The following is a 15497-nucleotide window of genomic DNA, read 5'->3' as shown; positions in this document are numbered from 1 at the left end:
TTAATAATTTTTAATAGAATAAGTACTTCTATCAAATATCTTAAAGATATCTTAAAAAATATCAGTATATTTATTAATTAAAAAGGACATATATCATATTGAAAAGTTATATGTAAAAACATGAAATTATCATACATGTAACTCATGATTCAAGAGGTAATATGATGGCAGATTTTGATGAAGAGAACCAAACAATAGAAGAAACCGATGTTGAAAATTCAGAAATAGAAGAAACTGATGTTGAAACAGAGGAAACCTTAGAAGAAGATGAAAAATTACCATTTGCTAAAGCAGAAGTAGTACGTCTCATGAAACAACATTTAGACAGTGACAAAATGATAAGAGAACAAGTAAAAGTAGAGATGAACAAATTCCTAGGTGACGTACTAGTAAATGTATGTAAACAACTAAATGATTACCCATACTCAACAGTAGAATATGAAATGCTAAAAGAATCAACATACCCATACAGAAACATTGAAAGAATCAACGAGGAAAAAATTAGAATATTAAAACACTTAGATGCAATAAAAGCAGATTGTGACGCATTGAGTATGGATGTTAAAGCAACATTAAAAATTAATGATAAAGCTGATGAAGAGGAAGACGAAGACGATTTATTCTAAATTCTCTCTTAATTATTTTTTTAAATGATAAAAAACTCAACTCCCAAAAAAAGAAAAAAAAACTATTTTTCAAAAAATAAGATTTATATCAAAAAAGATAATTCTAATTATAAAAGAATAGAAAAGATTAGAAAAACTAATCTCTATACATATTCAACTAAGTCTTTTAAATCCTTACGACTATTTTTCACAGGTTCAGAATCAGCATATCCTAGTGGTGTGATAAGAACAGGATGATACTCCTCTGATAAATCTAGTAAATCAATTAATGCTCTTTCATGGAAAGCTGCAATATAACATGTACCTAATCCTAGTTCGGTAGCTGTTAATATCATATGATCCATTACAATAGTAGCATCGATTTCATTAATATTCTTAGCATCCCATTGTCTAATCCATGCATCATTAGCTTTACTTACAACTGCTAAAATGTAGGGAGCATCTAATATCCAATCTTTAGTATAAACTTCTTTTATTTTATCAATGTGTTTTTTAACATCAATAACGTACACTTTAAAAGCTTGACTGTTTGTTCCTGTTGGTGCTAAACGTGCTGCTTCTAGTATTTTTTCTAATTTTTCATCTTCAACTGGCTGGTCTTTGTATTTTCTTACACTGTATCTATTTTTTATAGTTTCAAATACTGACATTTCACATTTTCCTCCATTTATTGGTCTATTGTTGTAAATCCTGTTTCTAGTTTATCTGCTTCTTCCTGTGATAATAATTCTTTATTTGCGTCATCATCATCGATTACACTGTTTCCAAATGGATCTTCTAGGATTAATTCTGTTGTTAGTTCTCCGATTTTAATGTTTGTTATTAATTGAAGTATTCTCATAGCATTATCCTCTACTTCCTTGGATAGTTCTTCTCCTTCAAGTGTTAATGCACGTATTACAGCTTCTTCAAATCTTGTGAGAATACCTTCTACATTGGATACGTAGCCCTGTGATTTTGGTCCGGGTTCTACTTTTAATCCTAATTCTGGGATTGTTATTGTTGCTGTCTGTGATTTTGCTACTCTTGTGTTTAGTTTTGTGTCATTTATTAATAGAGTATATCTTGAAGGGTCATTTTGTTGTAATGATATGTTGTCTGATGATTGATATCCGCACTTGGAACAGACTACTGATGTTTCTAGTATATCTCCAAAGTATGGAATATTATCGGTCTTGTTTCTTACTTCTAATGTGTTTTTTCCGCCACATACTGGACAATCAGATTTCATTATTTCTTCTTTCATATTGTTTTCTTCATTCATCATATCTACTGTCCTACTATTTTTATATTCATTTAAATTTCTTTTTATTTTATTTTTATTTTTTCTATTGTTATCTTTCTTTAATAATTATCTTATTATATATATTTAATTTTTTATATTTTTCTTATCATATAGTAGTCCTTGTTCTTTTAATTCCCTTATTATATTATCTAAACTATTTTTATCTGGTGCATATATATGATGGCTATGTATATTATTTGATAATTTGTATAGTGTTTCCAAGGATTCTTTTTGCTGAGATTCATGTTCTATTGTATCTATAAAATTATCTGCATTTTCATTATCATCATAGTTTGTAACAATTCTTGTTAATGGTTCCTTAAAGTTTGGTATATAATAGGAAATATCTGTTATTCTTCCACCATACTTTGTTATTATTTCTCGTTCTTTGTCTATATCATCAATTGAATGTTTTAGGTATACTAGTTGTGATACTTCATTTATGTATTGTAACATTTTCTTTATAGTGTCATCTTTGTTGTTGTTATTTATTACTGGAATAGATAATAGGTTAGCTTTTTGTATTAAGTCATCATTTATTATACGATTTTCTTTGAAGTAATCTAATTGTGCTCCTCCTCGTTTAATTGCCATTGCTCTTTGTATGAATCTTTCCTTGTGTTGTTGTTCGTCAGCTGTTAGTATGAAAAAGTATATGTTTGCAAGGTCTTCGAATTGTTTAGTGTTTATTAATCCCGGTATTAGATGTACTCCCTCTATCACTATGGAATCCTTGTCTTTTACAGAGCGTGATATTACTTTTTCTATTGCTGGAATTACAAATGATGCATGTTCCTCAAATCCTGCTTCTATTAACTTAGTTTCTGATTCAAAATTAAAAGTATCTCTAAGTGTTGTATATGCATCATAGGATGATTTATGTAGTGCTGGTGCATAATCTGACCCTATTACTCCTCTAACTATTTCACGTATAAAATCTGTTTCAATCAAGTATTTGATGTTTAATTTCTTTGATATTTCTGCTGCTATAGTTGACTTACCTACACCAGAAGCAGAACCTATTAAAATAACATAAGGTTTCATAATCTTCACCAATAAATCTTTTCTTATTAATATATAATAGTCTGAATGTTATTAGTATAAAGTTTATTGTGAAAATGAGATTTAAATAGCCTAAGATGTGTATTTATCAAAGCAGATAACATGAATTTTATAAAAAAATAATCATAAAACAAGAATTAGAATAATAATAAAAAAAAAATAAATGTTGTAGAAAATAGAATTATACTATTTCTACGTCTACTTTTCTTCCTCTTACTTTAGGAAGTGTAATTGTTAACTCGTTATCAATGAAACTTGCTTTAGTTTCGTCAATATTAACTTCAACTGGGAGAGGTATAATGTTTTTAGTTTTACCAATGCATCTTTCTTTTCTAAGAATCTTTACATTTTCTTCATCTTCTATATCATCAGGGAATTCAACTTCTATTTCCACTGATTCTACAGATATTTTTACTGATATGTCATCTTTAGTAACTCTTGGTAAATCTGCTTTAATTACTAATGTATCATCATATTCAAATAAGTCAACAGGAGGTTTGTTTGCTCTGTAATCATCAATAGTTTTATTCCAATCCTCTTGTTTAGATTTTAATGTAGAGTATACGTCATTGAACATTTTTTCTGCCATGTTTCTTGCTTCTTCTGCTGTTTCTTTTCCGTATACTTTGTAATTTCTTTTTTCTTCTTCTTCAGATTCGGTAGTAGTTTCTTCTTCTGTTTCAGTTGTTGTTTCTTCGGTTGCTTCTGTTGTTTCTTCTTCATCTACTTTTTTTTCTTCTTCATCTTTTGAATCTATATTTATAGTATCCATTAATATCAATCCTCGAGAGTTTTCAATAATTAATTATACTAATTATCTATTTAAATCTTTAACCTAAAGTTATTTAAATATTTCTAAAAAAAAATTATTTTATATTTAATATATAAAATATAAAAAAGAAGATTATGGTGAAGTAGAGTGAGGTTATTTTCTAGGATGTCTAAGAGCATATTTTTGATTGTATTCATCATCTAAACTCTTACTACCACCCATATCTGCTATCAGTTTCTTTATATCATTAATTTTAGTTAAATCATTGATACTTGTTTCAAATATTGGGTCATCTATTTTTTCAGAATATTCTTCAATAACTTTTCTATCCTCTAATAAATCAGTTTTATTGAATAATACTATCATTGGTGTTTCAAATACTTTTTTAATCTCATCATATAATAAATATTGGTTTTCCATTATAAATCCTGATGTTTCAGATGGATCAAATATGTATATGATAATATTTCCCAAATGTTCTAATGCTGCTATAGCATTTAATTCAATTTCATTCATATCATTAATTGATCGGTCTAGTAATCCTGGTGTATCAATTATTTGATATTTAGTGTAATTTAATTCATAATTTCCAATCTGTAATCCCTGAGTTGTAAATGGATAATTTGCAACTTTTGGGCTTGCATCTGTTATATTGTTTAATAGTGTTGATTTTCCTACATTTGGAAAACCTGCTATTACAACTCTTACTGCGTTGAAGTTTATGTTTGGCATGTTTTTTAATTCACGTTTTGCAAAGTCTAGGAAGTCTAGTTCATCACCTATTCTTTTTACAACGGATACTATTCTACCATATGCCTCTTTACGTATTGGTATTGCACTTAATGAATCTGTTTTTCTGATTCTGGAAGTGTATTGTGCTTCTATTTGTTTTATTACACCTAATGCCCAGAATACTGCTCCTAGTGCATGTTTGTATGGGTCAACACCTACTACTATATCTATATAATCTTGATAGAATTCTGGTAATTCTTCTATTATTGGTGTTCCTGTGATAATTCCATTGAATGTGCTGTTTATTGTTTCACAGGCTGTCTGTACTCTTACTTCTTCTATTCTTCTTCCTTTAACACGTGGGTGTAACTTTGAACTTCTTACTTTTGAAGCTGCTTTACTTGCACGGTTAAATGCTTTATCAATAATTTCATCAGGTGTTGGTGCTTGTGGCAATTTCATATTAATTGTCTCCTTTATTCAACATTATTCTTGAAAGATTTGTGCTTGGAAATTATATATTTTTGTTTTTTCATTCTTCCATGCATTGCTAGGTAAACCTGCTTTATAACATAAGTTTTCAAGAAATTCTCTTATATTCCAGTTTTGTTCTACTGGTACTTGTGGAAGTAGTAGTCCTCTATTATAGTTGTTTTCTATAATTAGTCCATCCACTCCTACTTCTAATTTTACTAGGTAGTCCTTGTAGTTAACTACTTTTACTTCTTTAGGCTTTGTTAGTACACTTACTTCTATTTCAATATCATTAAATTCCTGTAGTGTTAATGGATAAAATCGTGGGTCTTCAAATGCTGCTGACAGTGATACATCTAGCACTGCATCAATTAGTGGTTTGTATGGTTCAGGGTATCCTATGCATCCTCTTAGATTCTGATGTAGATTTAGTGTAACAAATACGCCTAATTTTTCATAAAATATATCAGGTAAGTCAGATGGTGGAATATATTCCTCGTTTTTTAAATGGCTTTCGATGTTATCTCTTGCTATTTTTATGAGTAATTGTCCTTCCTCATCTGATAATTTACTATTCATTTATTGTACTCCACCTACTGTTGCTTTACTTACACGTATGTGTGGTCCACCATCACCTACTGGTGCTGTTTGTCCGTCTTTACCACAGAATCCTACTCCAAAGCTAAGATCAGAGCCTACTCCTGTTACATTGTTTAGGATATCTAATGTACTTCCGGATAGTGATACGTCACGTAAGTGGTCACCTATTCCACCATGTTCTATAGTGTATGCTTCTACAGCATTAAATTGGAATACTCCTCTACCAGTGTCTACTTGTCCTCCACGTGATCCTTTAAGATATATTCCTGTGGACATATCACCTATTAATTCATCAAATGATGAGTCTCCTGGTTGGATGTATGTGTTACTCATACGTACAATCGGTTGGTCCTTAATGATTGACCTAGCATTACCACTTGATTCTCGTCCTAATTTTTTAGCTGTTTCACGTGAACTTAAAATGGATTTTAATACTCCATTCTCTACCAGTACATTTTTAGCTGTTTTAGTTCCTTCTACATCATATGGATAATAACCAAAGCCTGACTCCATACTTGCATCATCAACTACTGTGATTAAATCAGAACCAATTTTCTCACCCATTTTTCCTTTTAGTATTGAATCATTTTGAAGTATGATGTCTGCTTCAGATGCATGACCTAATGCTTCATGTATAAATACTCCTGCTAACTCTGGATCAAGAATTACTGGGAAATCACCAGATGGTGGTGTTTTTGCATCTAATAGACTGATTGCTTTTTCAGAAATTCCTCTTGCAAATGATTCTAAATCAGCATTTTTTACTAATTCAAAGCCCTGTACTCCACCTAGACTTTTATGTCCTATTTGCATTACTTCTCCATTTGATGCTACTGAATTCATTGCAAAAATTGTTCTGTTATTATTTGAAAGTATGTTAGTGCCCTCTGTACTTAATAATAATTGTTTTGATTCTGCTTCGGAGTATGTTACATTTACACTTTGAATATTTTCTAGTTGTGCTGCACTGTCTGCTTCTTTCATTGCTTCTATTTTTTCTTCAAATGGTATATCATTGATTTTTAGCTTTGCCTTTGATTCTACTACGTCTTCATGAGGATTTGCTTCGGTTAGTTCTACATCACTGTTTAATCTTCCTGCTAGTGTAGTTGCTTTTTCAGCTACTTCTTCTACTTTTTTTATATCTGTAGTGTATGCTGAGCCCCATGCTCCATTTTTAAGTACTCTTATACCAACAGCGAATCGTATTCCTGTATCAACATTGTCTATTTTACTATCTTTCATTGTAATAGTGTTACTTGTTGAATCGCCTACTCTTATATCTGCATAGTCTACCTTTGAGTCTAATTTATTGATAATCTTTTGGAAATAATCTACATCTATTTCATTAGCCATGTTTATCCTCCTATTTTGTTATTTTAGTGTTTTGTTAAATTGGTTAGTATGATTTTATTCTTTTTTTAAATAAAAAATAGTTTATTATTATTCATTAATATTTTTGGTCTTTATTCATTAAGTTTATTTATGTTTTATGTGATTAATAAGATTTTTACTTATTTTAATTGTATTACTTTTTAATCTAAAAACAGCATATTTGTAATACTTTTATTTTATATAGTATTAAAAGAAGTGATGGTGAAATCATAAAATATTAATTAATAATATTTTACTTAATTAAAAAAAAATAGTGAAATTACAAAATAATCTAAATATTATTTCGTAATTCTTTTAAGTAATGCATCATGTGCATCACCTACTGTTAATGGATAACCTTCTTCGAAAACTATGCCATCTTCTTTATCAAATTTTTCAAATAATTGGCCAATCCATGGTAATCTTAAATCTGCTTCTTCCATTACTTCAGGGTCACCGAAGATATCCTTACATGTTCCAGATTTAATAATTTGTCCACCAACAATTACGTGAAGATTATCAGAGTAGAGAGGTACTAAATCTACATCGTGAGTTGAAATCATTATAGTCATTCCCTCAGCATTTAAATCATATAATAATTGCATGATACTGGAAGCACCATTTGGATCCAATCCGCTGGTAGGTTCATCAAGAACCATTACTTTAGGCTTCATTGCTAAAATACCTGCAATTGCTACACGTTTTTTCTGACCTCCACTAAGATGGTGAGGTGCTTTATTTGCTACATGACTCATTCCTACTTTTTCAAGAGCATCTAATGCTCTTTGTCTTACTTCATCCTCAGGTAATCCCATATTCATAGGACCAAATGCTACATCCTCGAGTACCGTTGGAGCAAATAGTTGGTCATCAGGATTCTGGAATACAATTCCAATTTTTTGTCTAGCTTCTAATAAACTTTTTTTATCGTATTTTAAAGGTTTTCCTTCAATTTCAACAGAACCACTAGTTGCTTCATTAATACCATTAAAATGTAAGAAAAAAGTACTTTTTCCAGCTCCATTATGACCTAATAAAGCTACCATTGTTCCTTCTTCTAACTTAAAATTAATTCCTTTAAGAGCTTCTGTTCCATCCGGATATTTAAATGTTAAATCTTTTGTTTCTAAAATTATTGTCATAAATTCATCCCACTTATCCTATATTAATTTTATCTATACTGGTATTAAATATGGTATTACATTAATTGAACCTGTTATATAAATAAGGTAAGCAAGTGCTACTTCAAATATTATTAATACAGCCCAGTCTTTAACTGTAATATCATGAATTGACTCTTCACTACCAAGCATGTTTAAACGTCCAGAATATCCTCTAGAAGCTAAAGCATTATAAGCTATTTCACCTTGTTCCCATGTTCTTATAAATACCATACCTGCTAATTGTGATAAACAATGCATCCAACTTGTATAACTATGATATCCTAATCTTGTTTTCTGTGAATTGTACATTGTAGCAGTTACATCTAAGAATAAAAATATGTATCTATACATTAATATTGCTAAATCAGTTAATTCAGGTGGTAATTTCATATCTTGGAAAACTGTAAATACCCTATTCATAGGTGTTGTAAGTATTAAAAATGCTAATGCTGATACACCACCCATTACTTTGAAGAATATCAGTATACCTCTATTTAATCCATCGGCAGTTATACCCCATCCAAAGATCCCTAAATCCCAGATATGAGGGCCAATTCCGAAGAAAAATGCCATGAATATAACTGTTATAAATGCAAAACCTGCTGGAACAGACATAAATGTGACATAAAAATTAGCTGGTATTCCTGCCTTCCATATTATTAATACAGTACATATTAAAAATATGACGAATGGCATTATTGGTGAATTAGCAAACAAAGTTATAACTAATGTAATTACAGAAAATAATATTTTATAATATATGTTGTTTTCTGTTAAATGGTTATTTGATGCATAGTGATCTAATGTATCTTCAAATATTGACATTATAAATCCACCACTTCATAAAAAATAAAAAATTTTTTTATAAAAAAAAGTGAAAACAAAGATAATTGTTTCCACTTAGTATTTTACTTATTCGTATTTACCTTGTTTAGCTCTGTTTCCACCATGCCAGTAACCGAAGATATATCCAACGATTATTGCACCGATAGCGGTTTGGAGACAGAAGATTAAACTTTCAATTTCCCCACTAGGTGGCTCCCAAAGAGGTTGTGCCCATACTTGATAGCCTGGGTTATTTTGTTCTATAGCTTCTCCTCCAGCGTCATCTGATCCACCGAAGTAACCGTCATCTTCACCGTGACCACTGAACATTACAAGAGGAGCTATAATTAATATAGCTACTATGACTAGTAAGCCTAAGTTTTTATAATCAACCATTTTAGTTTGCTCCTGCTTCGTTTTCACTAATTACATTTAATTTAACAAGAAGATCTGGTCTTGCGTTGTGTATGTAATTATATATAACTGTTGTTAAAATACCTTCAGCTATAGCTAATGGTATCTGAGTTACAGCAAATATTACAAAGAATGTTGTAAATGCTTGTCCGAAACTTGGTGTTGGGAAAGCAAGTGCTAATTCTATTGATGTTGTTACGTATGTCATTAAATCTGCTACAAATGCTGTGAAGAACATTGAAATTGGAGCAGATACATTTACTTTTCTTAGTCCTTTCCATACTAACCATCCGCAGAATGGACCTACAATACCCATAGAGAAACAATTTGCTCCGAGTGTTGTTAATCCACCGTGTGCTAGGAGGATAGCTTGGAATAAAAGAACTATTACTGCTAATACTGAGGTTGCTGCTGGTCCAAAGAATACTGCACCTAAACCGTTACCACATGGGTGTGAACAACTTCCAGTAACTGATGGCATTTTTAATGAAGATAAGATAAACATGAAAGCACCAGATAAAGCTAATAAAGGCATAGCTTGATCATTGTTTTCAGTTGCTTTTCTTATTTGCATTATACCATAGATTACTATAGGAATACATATGATAAACCATACGGCGCACCATTCAGGAGGCAAGTAACCTTCCATAATGTGCATTTTTTAATTCCTCCATTTTATAAAATATAAATAATAATCTACTTATTTTATTATCAAGTAATTCTAATCCCCATAATAAAATAATGATTATTATTCTATAGAATATATTATTTAAATGTATTGATAAAAAATTAAAAATTAATTTAATTTTAGTATAAAACCAGTATTTACAAATAAAAAAAGAGCATTGGTAATATAAATAGATTACCATAAATATAAATATAATTATTCATATTTAGATAAAAATTCATTAATTAGAACTAAAATAAAAATAATACATAAAATAACAATATTCCAAAAAGACATACAGCAAATACCATTTAAATACAGCCTGAATACTATAATAATTACCAAAAAAAAATAAACCAAAAAATATTATGATAAAAACTTATTTTTTACACATGAAATAAATTAATAAATATGAAAGTAAAAAACCAGATTATTTTAGCATTAGATGTTGAAGAAAAAAATAAAGCTTATAAAATATTAGATCAAGTAACAGATTACTTAGATACAATAAAAATAGGTTACCCACTCACATTAGCCGAAGGACCACAAATCATAAAATCTATCAAAGAAGATTATGATGTACAGATCATAGCTGACTTTAAAGTTGCAGATATTGATGCTACAAACGAAAAAATAGTAAAAACTACCTTAAATTGGGGTGCTGATGCAATTATAGTTCATGGATTCCCTGGTGAAGATAGTGTATTAGCATGTAAACATGCTGCAGAAGAGTTAGATAAGGAAATATTTTTATTAACAGAAATGTCTAATCCTGGAGCAGACAGGTTTTTAAAACCAGTATCTCTTGATATTGCACAGATGGGTGTTGAGCTTGGAATAAATAATTATGTTGCTCCTGCTACAAAGTTAGATAGACTTGAAAAAATTAGAAATATAGTAGGTAAAGATGCATTTATCATCTCACCAGGCGTAGGTGTTCAGGGCGGTAAAGCTAAAGACACGTTAGAATTTGCAGATGCTGCTATTATAGGAAGAAGTATATATAACTCCGAATCTCCTAAAGAAGTATTAGAAGAGGTTATATATTCTATCAAAGTATAAACCTGCAAATTCATAACTTAAATCAAATAAGTAGAAATATATGAATGTTAATGGTTCAAAGAAGTATCCTTCTATTAATGGGGAATTAGGTATCATCATATTAATTAAACCTAACATGGATAATATCAATACTGCTACTTTAAGTGCATAACGATACTTGAAGAATTTATCTAATAATCCATAATCCTCTTCGTGAATCATTTCATTTTCTTCTCTTTCATCTGATTTATCATTACCCCATTCATCAATATATGCTGCAATTATGCATACAATTAGACAAAACCAGCTGAAATGTGGAACTCCCACATAAATTAATAGTGCTATTAATAATATGGCTGAAATTATATGATTTATTGAATCTACTTTTTTTGCTAAGATATTACCTATAAGTATAGCTATGAAAATACATGCAGCATCACCATTTGTTATTGATATTGCTACTGTGAATGCTACACATAATATTCCAGTTATTATTGCTAGAATTATATTATTTTTTTCATCCATTGCCTCATCAGATATTTTCATGAAAAATCCTGATAAAGCAAAACAAATTACATCAAATAACATGAATAATACCTCATGTTATTCTATTTTTGATAATGCTCCAGCTACTATTAAGGGGAATAATACTGTTGCATCACCTATTACTGTAACTAAGTTTGATCCTTTTTTAGCTTTAGCCCATGATTTAGCTTCTTCTAGTGGTGCACCACTTAAACTTCCACCTTCACTTCTATCTAATGTGATTTGTATTCCTGCATCTATTCCACCAGTTAGTATGTTAGATGCTAATGTGTAGTGTTTTGGTAATCCTCCTCCAAGCATGCATGCTGTTACCTTTTTAGAGTTATATACGAAGTCTGACAGGTATGGCATGTCCCCTACTGCACTTATAGTAAAATCATGGTCTTGACAGTATATCCATAATTGTAATCCTATCATACAATCAATTAAACCTGGAGCAAATATTGGTACATCATTTTTTGCTGCTGTTGCTATGAATGATTCATCATCATCCACTAGTAATCCTATTTCTCTGATAAATTGTTGTATTGATATTTTATCATATTTTTCATTGATTTGTGCAAATATTTTTTGTATTTCTTCTTCAAATACTTCAAAGTCATCTGCTTTTGTATAGACGTCTGCTATTCTTCCTATTCCATGATCCTGAAGGGTTTCATCATCTTCATGTATTCCTGCATAATGTCTTCCGCCAAATGCTTCCAGTAAGTCATGGGTTAGGTTTGCTCCACTTGAAACAATAAGATTTACATATCCTTTATCAATTAGGTCTCTTACTACTTTTCTTAATCCGCCAGGAATCATTGGTCCTGCTAGACTTAGAAATATTTTTGTATCAGGGTCTTTCATTGAATCTGCTAATAGGTCTGTTGCATGTGAAATACGTCCTGCACCTAATCCTCCAGACTGTTTTAATTGTTCCATAAATTCAGATATTGTCATGTTTTCGGTTATTTCTAATTGTTTAACTTTCATAAAATTATTGCTCCCATTAAATTATAGTTATTATGATTAAAAAATAGTTATTTCTAAAAAAAGAATATAAGGGTGATTAGTCATCAAATACTACTAATCTATGTAATATATCAGTGAAGGATACTATTCCTGAAATATCACTTTTCTCATTTAATAGTACTAATGAGGATACATTGTTTTGTTGTAGTAAATCCATAGCATTTATTAAGCTAATATTATCTTTAGCTGTTACAACAGTTTCATCCATAAATTCTTCTGCAGTACTGTCTAATTTTTTTTCAGCTACTACGCTTAATATATCAGGGTATCTTATTACACCTAGTATTTCATCACCATCTACTACTGGTACACCTCTTATATTATCATTTAATAATAGTTTACTTACCTCGTATACTGATGTATTTGGTGCTACTTTATCAGTTAATGGTACTGCTATCTCTTTTATTTTAATGTTTGGAATACTTTGTATATTCTTTGTTTTAATTAATAAAACATTATCAACATCATCTCTTCCTATGATTGTACCACTTACTGTTAGATTATTTACTGGTGTAGGTCCTATTTTAATAGTATCATCTAAATCTAGTTGTTTAATATCTCCTAAAACAGATATTGTTGCTTCACAATCTCCTGGACGTAAGATACTAGTAAATTCTATTTTATTTACAGATATATCAGAAACTAGTTCTTTATTCACATAGATTGGTACATGTATTTCACATGGATCATTTTCTATGTTTAATGCATGATATGCTTCTAATGTAGGCTTATATCCTCCCCTCGGACCAGGAACTCCTTGTACTAATCCTAAACTCCTTAGTGATTGCATTTGATTACGGATAGTTCCAGAGTTTCTACCCATTACATCTGCTATACTTTCACATTTCACGGAGGTACATTTTGATTTTCTGTAAAGATTTATCAAACTTTGCAATATTTCTTTTTGTACTGCTGTAAGCATTGTTTTCCCTCGTTTTAATAGTTATTATAGTATTGAATTAACAAAAGACCTTTTCAAATAATCTAAAAATCTAATTATTAATAATTATAATTAATTAGTTATATTTATACTTCCCATGTAATAAAAAGTTTATGATAAATAGTTATAGAATATTTGATATATATCTATTTTTATAAATATCTTAAATAAGATAAATATTCTAAAAAATAACATAAAAATTTTAAAAATAGGCATTAATATATAATAATAGCTAAAAACAAAATATAATATAATAAAAGTTTGAATGAGATAGAACTAAATTGCATTAATATACCAATATTAATTATAACAGATTAGAGTGAGATTATGAACTTTATAGAAGTTAAAAATGTAACAAAAATGTTTGATAACAAAGCAGTACTAGACAATATTAGCTTAACTGTCGAGGAAGGTGAAGTACTAGGTATACTTGGAAGAAGTGGATCAGGTAAATCAGTGCTCCTAAACATGCTTAGAGGAATACCTGAATATGCACCAGACGAAGGAGAAGTAATATACCACATCGCATACTGCCCTGAGTGTGATTACGTAGATTCCCCATCAAAAATAAACGAAAGATGCAAATGTGGACATAAATTAGAATCCCGTGACCTAAATCTATGGGAAGCATCAAGAACAGAATTTACTGCAATAAAAAGACGAATCTCAATCATGCTACAAAGAACATTTGCATTATACGAAGAAGACACAGTAATCGAAAACATAATGAAATCATTTGAAGACCAGAGAGACCCAGACAACATAAACAAGGCAATAAACCTCCTAAAAATGACAAGAATGGAACACAGAACAACACATATAGCACGTGATTTAAGCGGAGGAGAAAAACAAAGAATTGTACTAGCAAGACAACTAGCAAAAAATCCAATGCTATTTTTAGCAGACGAACCAACAGGAACACTAGACCCTAAAACAGCAGAACTAATACATGCAGCACTACTTAACGGAGTAAAAGAAAAAAATATAACCATGATTATAAACTCACACTGGCCAGAAGTAATAGAAGACCTATCAGACAGAGTAATATGGTTAGAAAATGGTAAAATCAAAGAAATGGGCCAGCCAGAAGAAATAGTTAAAGAATTCGTGAAAGAAATACCACTACCTAAAAAACACGAAGCAGTATCAATAGGTGATCCATTAATCGAAATGAAAGACCTCAAAAAATACTACTTCTCAGTATCAAGAGGAGTAGTTAAATCAGTAGACGGAGTAACACTAACAATCAACGAAGGACAAATAGCAAGTATTGTAGGACTAAGTGGAGCTGGAAAAACAACACTATCCAAACTAATCGCAGGACTAGTAGAACCAAGTGATGGAGAAATTAAAATAAGATTAGGAGAAGAATGGATAGACATGTCCAAAAAAGGACCAGCACACAGAGGACGTGTAACACCACATATAGGATTACTACACCAAGACTTCAGCCTATACCCATACAAAACAATACTAGGTAACCTCACAGATGCAATTAGTCTAGACTTACCATCAGAATTCGCAAAAATGAAATCACTACACGTGTTAGAAGCAGTAGGATTTAAAGAAGAAGAAGCAGCATCACTACTTGAAAAATATCCTGACCAAATGAGTGGAGGAGAAAGACACCGAGTAGCAATAGCACAAGTACTCATAAAAGAACCTAACATAGTTATACTTGATGAACCTACAGGTACAATGGATCCAATTACAAGACGAGATGTAACTGAATCAATATTAAATGCAAGAGAAGAACTAGATCAAACATTCATAATTATATCACACGATATGGACTTTGTATTAGAATGCTGTGATACAGCAGCGCTAATGCGTGATGGAAAACTATTAGACGAAGGAAAACCTGAAGAAATAGTGGATCAATTAACATCACAAGAAAAAACTAAAATGCTTAATAAACATGCAACTAGTGAATTTTAAACTCCACTCTTTACCTTTTTTTTA

Annotated in this window: 17 protein-coding genes; 3 read left to right on the top strand and 14 right to left on the bottom strand. The window is 30.4% G+C overall.

Annotation, left to right across the window (positions count from 1 at the left end; genetic code table 11):
• The first annotated feature begins 164 nt into the window (after positions 1–164).
• Positions 165–626 carry a hypothetical protein gene (locus OTK55_RS04985; RefSeq protein ID WP_274870963.1) on the top strand — a complete coding sequence of 154 codons (462 nt, stop codon included), beginning with the start codon at positions 165–167 and terminating at the stop codon, positions 624–626.
• Positions 627–769: 143 nt separating this feature from the next.
• On the opposite strand, the gene OTK55_RS04980 is transcribed toward OTK55_RS04985, so the two are convergent.
• The 11 genes from OTK55_RS04980 to OTK55_RS04930 form a co-directional block, all read right to left on the bottom strand.
• Positions 770–1276, bottom strand: coding sequence for a nitroreductase family protein (locus OTK55_RS04980; protein WP_274870962.1), 507 nt, complete (start codon positions 1274–1276; stop codon positions 770–772).
• 17 nt (positions 1277–1293) lie between these two features.
• Complete coding sequence (locus tag OTK55_RS04975) at positions 1294–1893, bottom strand: ZPR1 zinc finger domain-containing protein (RefSeq protein ID WP_274870961.1); 600 nt, start codon at positions 1891–1893, stop codon at positions 1294–1296.
• A 102-nt stretch (positions 1894–1995) separates the two neighbouring features.
• On the bottom strand, positions 1996–2958 hold the full coding sequence (locus tag OTK55_RS04970) for a 3H domain-containing protein (protein ID WP_274871773.1): 963 nt from the start codon (positions 2956–2958) through the stop codon (positions 1996–1998).
• A 196-nt stretch (positions 2959–3154) separates the two neighbouring features.
• The gene (locus OTK55_RS04965) at positions 3155–3745 is read right to left on the bottom strand and encodes an Hsp20/alpha crystallin family protein (protein WP_274870960.1); all 591 of its coding nucleotides are present in this window, start codon (positions 3743–3745) and stop codon (positions 3155–3157) included.
• Between the two features lie 153 nt (positions 3746–3898).
• Positions 3899–4939 carry an NOG1 family protein gene (locus OTK55_RS04960; RefSeq protein ID WP_274870959.1) on the bottom strand — a complete coding sequence of 347 codons (1041 nt, stop codon included), beginning with the start codon at positions 4937–4939 and terminating at the stop codon, positions 3899–3901.
• 24 nt (positions 4940–4963) lie between these two features.
• On the bottom strand, positions 4964–5530 hold the full coding sequence (locus OTK55_RS04955; RefSeq protein ID WP_274870958.1) for a TIGR00296 family protein: 567 nt from the start codon (positions 5528–5530) through the stop codon (positions 4964–4966).
• Positions 5531–6907 (bottom strand): TldD/PmbA family protein, encoded by a 1377-nt coding sequence (locus OTK55_RS04950; protein ID WP_274870956.1) that lies wholly within the window; start codon positions 6905–6907, stop codon positions 5531–5533. It abuts the gene before it with no gap.
• Between the two features lie 317 nt (positions 6908–7224).
• Positions 7225–8067, bottom strand: coding sequence for an ATP-binding cassette domain-containing protein (locus OTK55_RS04945; RefSeq protein ID WP_274870954.1), 843 nt, complete (start codon positions 8065–8067; stop codon positions 7225–7227).
• Positions 8068–8100: 33 nt separating this feature from the next.
• Entirely contained in the window at positions 8101–8913 is an 813-nt protein-coding gene (cbiQ, locus tag OTK55_RS04940; protein ID WP_274870952.1) for a cobalt ECF transporter T component CbiQ, read from the bottom strand.
• Positions 8914–9000: 87 nt separating this feature from the next.
• Complete coding sequence (locus tag OTK55_RS04935) at positions 9001–9309, bottom strand: energy-coupling factor ABC transporter substrate-binding protein (RefSeq protein WP_274870951.1); 309 nt, start codon at positions 9307–9309, stop codon at positions 9001–9003.
• 1 nt (position 9310) lies between these two features.
• Entirely contained in the window at positions 9311–9985 is a 675-nt protein-coding gene (locus OTK55_RS04930; RefSeq protein WP_274870950.1) for an energy-coupling factor ABC transporter permease, read from the bottom strand.
• A 420-nt stretch (positions 9986–10405) separates the two neighbouring features.
• On the opposite strand from OTK55_RS04930, the gene pyrF reads away from it, so the two are divergent.
• Positions 10406–11056: an orotidine-5'-phosphate decarboxylase gene (pyrF, locus tag OTK55_RS04925; RefSeq protein ID WP_274870948.1), complete on the top strand. Its 651-nt coding sequence runs from the start codon at positions 10406–10408 to the stop codon at positions 11054–11056.
• Here the strand turns inward: pyrF and OTK55_RS04920 are convergent.
• The 3 genes from OTK55_RS04920 to OTK55_RS04910 all read right to left on the bottom strand — a co-directional run bounded on the left by OTK55_RS04920 (position 11024) and on the right by OTK55_RS04910 (position 13517).
• Positions 11024–11623, bottom strand: coding sequence for a hypothetical protein (locus OTK55_RS04920; protein ID WP_274870947.1), 600 nt, complete (start codon positions 11621–11623; stop codon positions 11024–11026). The two genes, pyrF and OTK55_RS04920, sit on opposite strands and share 33 nt — an antisense overlap.
• 15 nt (positions 11624–11638) lie before the next feature.
• Positions 11639–12556: a deoxyhypusine synthase gene (locus tag OTK55_RS04915; RefSeq protein ID WP_274870946.1), complete on the bottom strand. Its 918-nt coding sequence runs from the start codon at positions 12554–12556 to the stop codon at positions 11639–11641.
• A 76-nt stretch (positions 12557–12632) separates the two neighbouring features.
• Positions 12633–13517, bottom strand: a complete 885-nt coding sequence (locus OTK55_RS04910) for a CBS domain-containing protein (RefSeq protein ID WP_274870945.1) — start codon at positions 13515–13517, stop codon at positions 12633–12635.
• 345 nt (positions 13518–13862) lie between these two features.
• Here OTK55_RS04910 and atwA point away from each other — a divergent pair, with 345 nt between their 5' ends.
• Positions 13863–15473 carry a methyl coenzyme M reductase system, component A2 gene (atwA, locus tag OTK55_RS04905; protein WP_274870944.1) on the top strand — a complete coding sequence of 537 codons (1611 nt, stop codon included), beginning with the start codon at positions 13863–13865 and terminating at the stop codon, positions 15471–15473.
• Positions 15474–15497: the final 24 nt, after the last annotated feature.

It is taken from the genome of Candidatus Methanosphaera massiliense (assembly GCF_028890305.1).
GTDB classification, from domain to species: domain Archaea; phylum Methanobacteriota; class Methanobacteria; order Methanobacteriales; family Methanobacteriaceae; genus Methanosphaera; species Methanosphaera massiliense.
Note: the sequence above shows the minus strand (reverse complement) of the source record. Positions and strands in the feature narration are given on the sequence as shown.

Excerpts from the sequence above, each read along its gene's own strand:
- OTK55_RS04935 (WP_274870951.1), bottom strand. The coding sequence starts at position 9,309 with ATGGTTGATTATAAAAACTTAGGCTTACTAGTCATAGTAGCTATATTA.
- OTK55_RS04930 (WP_274870950.1), bottom strand. The coding sequence starts at position 9,985 with ATGCACATTATGGAAGGTTACTTGCCTCCTGAATGGTGCGCCGTATGG.
- pyrF (WP_274870948.1), top strand. The coding sequence starts at position 10,406 with ATGAAAGTAAAAAACCAGATTATTTTAGCATTAGATGTTGAAGAAAAA.
- OTK55_RS04910 (WP_274870945.1), bottom strand. The coding sequence starts at position 13,517 with ATGCTTACAGCAGTACAAAAAGAAATATTGCAAAGTTTGATAAATCTT.
- OTK55_RS04975 (WP_274870961.1), bottom strand. The coding sequence starts at position 1,893 with ATGATGAATGAAGAAAACAATATGAAAGAAGAAATAATGAAATCTGAT.
- OTK55_RS04965 (WP_274870960.1), bottom strand. The coding sequence starts at position 3,745 with ATGGATACTATAAATATAGATTCAAAAGATGAAGAAGAAAAAAAAGTA.
- OTK55_RS04955 (WP_274870958.1), bottom strand. The coding sequence starts at position 5,530 with ATGAATAGTAAATTATCAGATGAGGAAGGACAATTACTCATAAAAATA.
- OTK55_RS04950 (WP_274870956.1), bottom strand. The coding sequence starts at position 6,907 with ATGGCTAATGAAATAGATGTAGATTATTTCCAAAAGATTATCAATAAA.
- OTK55_RS04985 (WP_274870963.1), top strand. The coding sequence starts at position 165 with ATGGCAGATTTTGATGAAGAGAACCAAACAATAGAAGAAACCGATGTT.
- OTK55_RS04960 (WP_274870959.1), bottom strand. The coding sequence starts at position 4,939 with ATGAAATTGCCACAAGCACCAACACCTGATGAAATTATTGATAAAGCA.
- OTK55_RS04945 (WP_274870954.1), bottom strand. The coding sequence starts at position 8,067 with ATGACAATAATTTTAGAAACAAAAGATTTAACATTTAAATATCCGGAT.
- OTK55_RS04915 (WP_274870946.1), bottom strand. The coding sequence starts at position 12,556 with ATGAAAGTTAAACAATTAGAAATAACCGAAAACATGACAATATCTGAA.
- cbiQ (WP_274870952.1), bottom strand. The coding sequence starts at position 8,913 with ATGTCAATATTTGAAGATACATTAGATCACTATGCATCAAATAACCAT.
- atwA (WP_274870944.1), top strand. The coding sequence starts at position 13,863 with ATGAACTTTATAGAAGTTAAAAATGTAACAAAAATGTTTGATAACAAA.
- OTK55_RS04920 (WP_274870947.1), bottom strand. The coding sequence starts at position 11,623 with ATGTTATTTGATGTAATTTGTTTTGCTTTATCAGGATTTTTCATGAAA.
- OTK55_RS04980 (WP_274870962.1), bottom strand. The coding sequence starts at position 1,276 with ATGTCAGTATTTGAAACTATAAAAAATAGATACAGTGTAAGAAAATAC.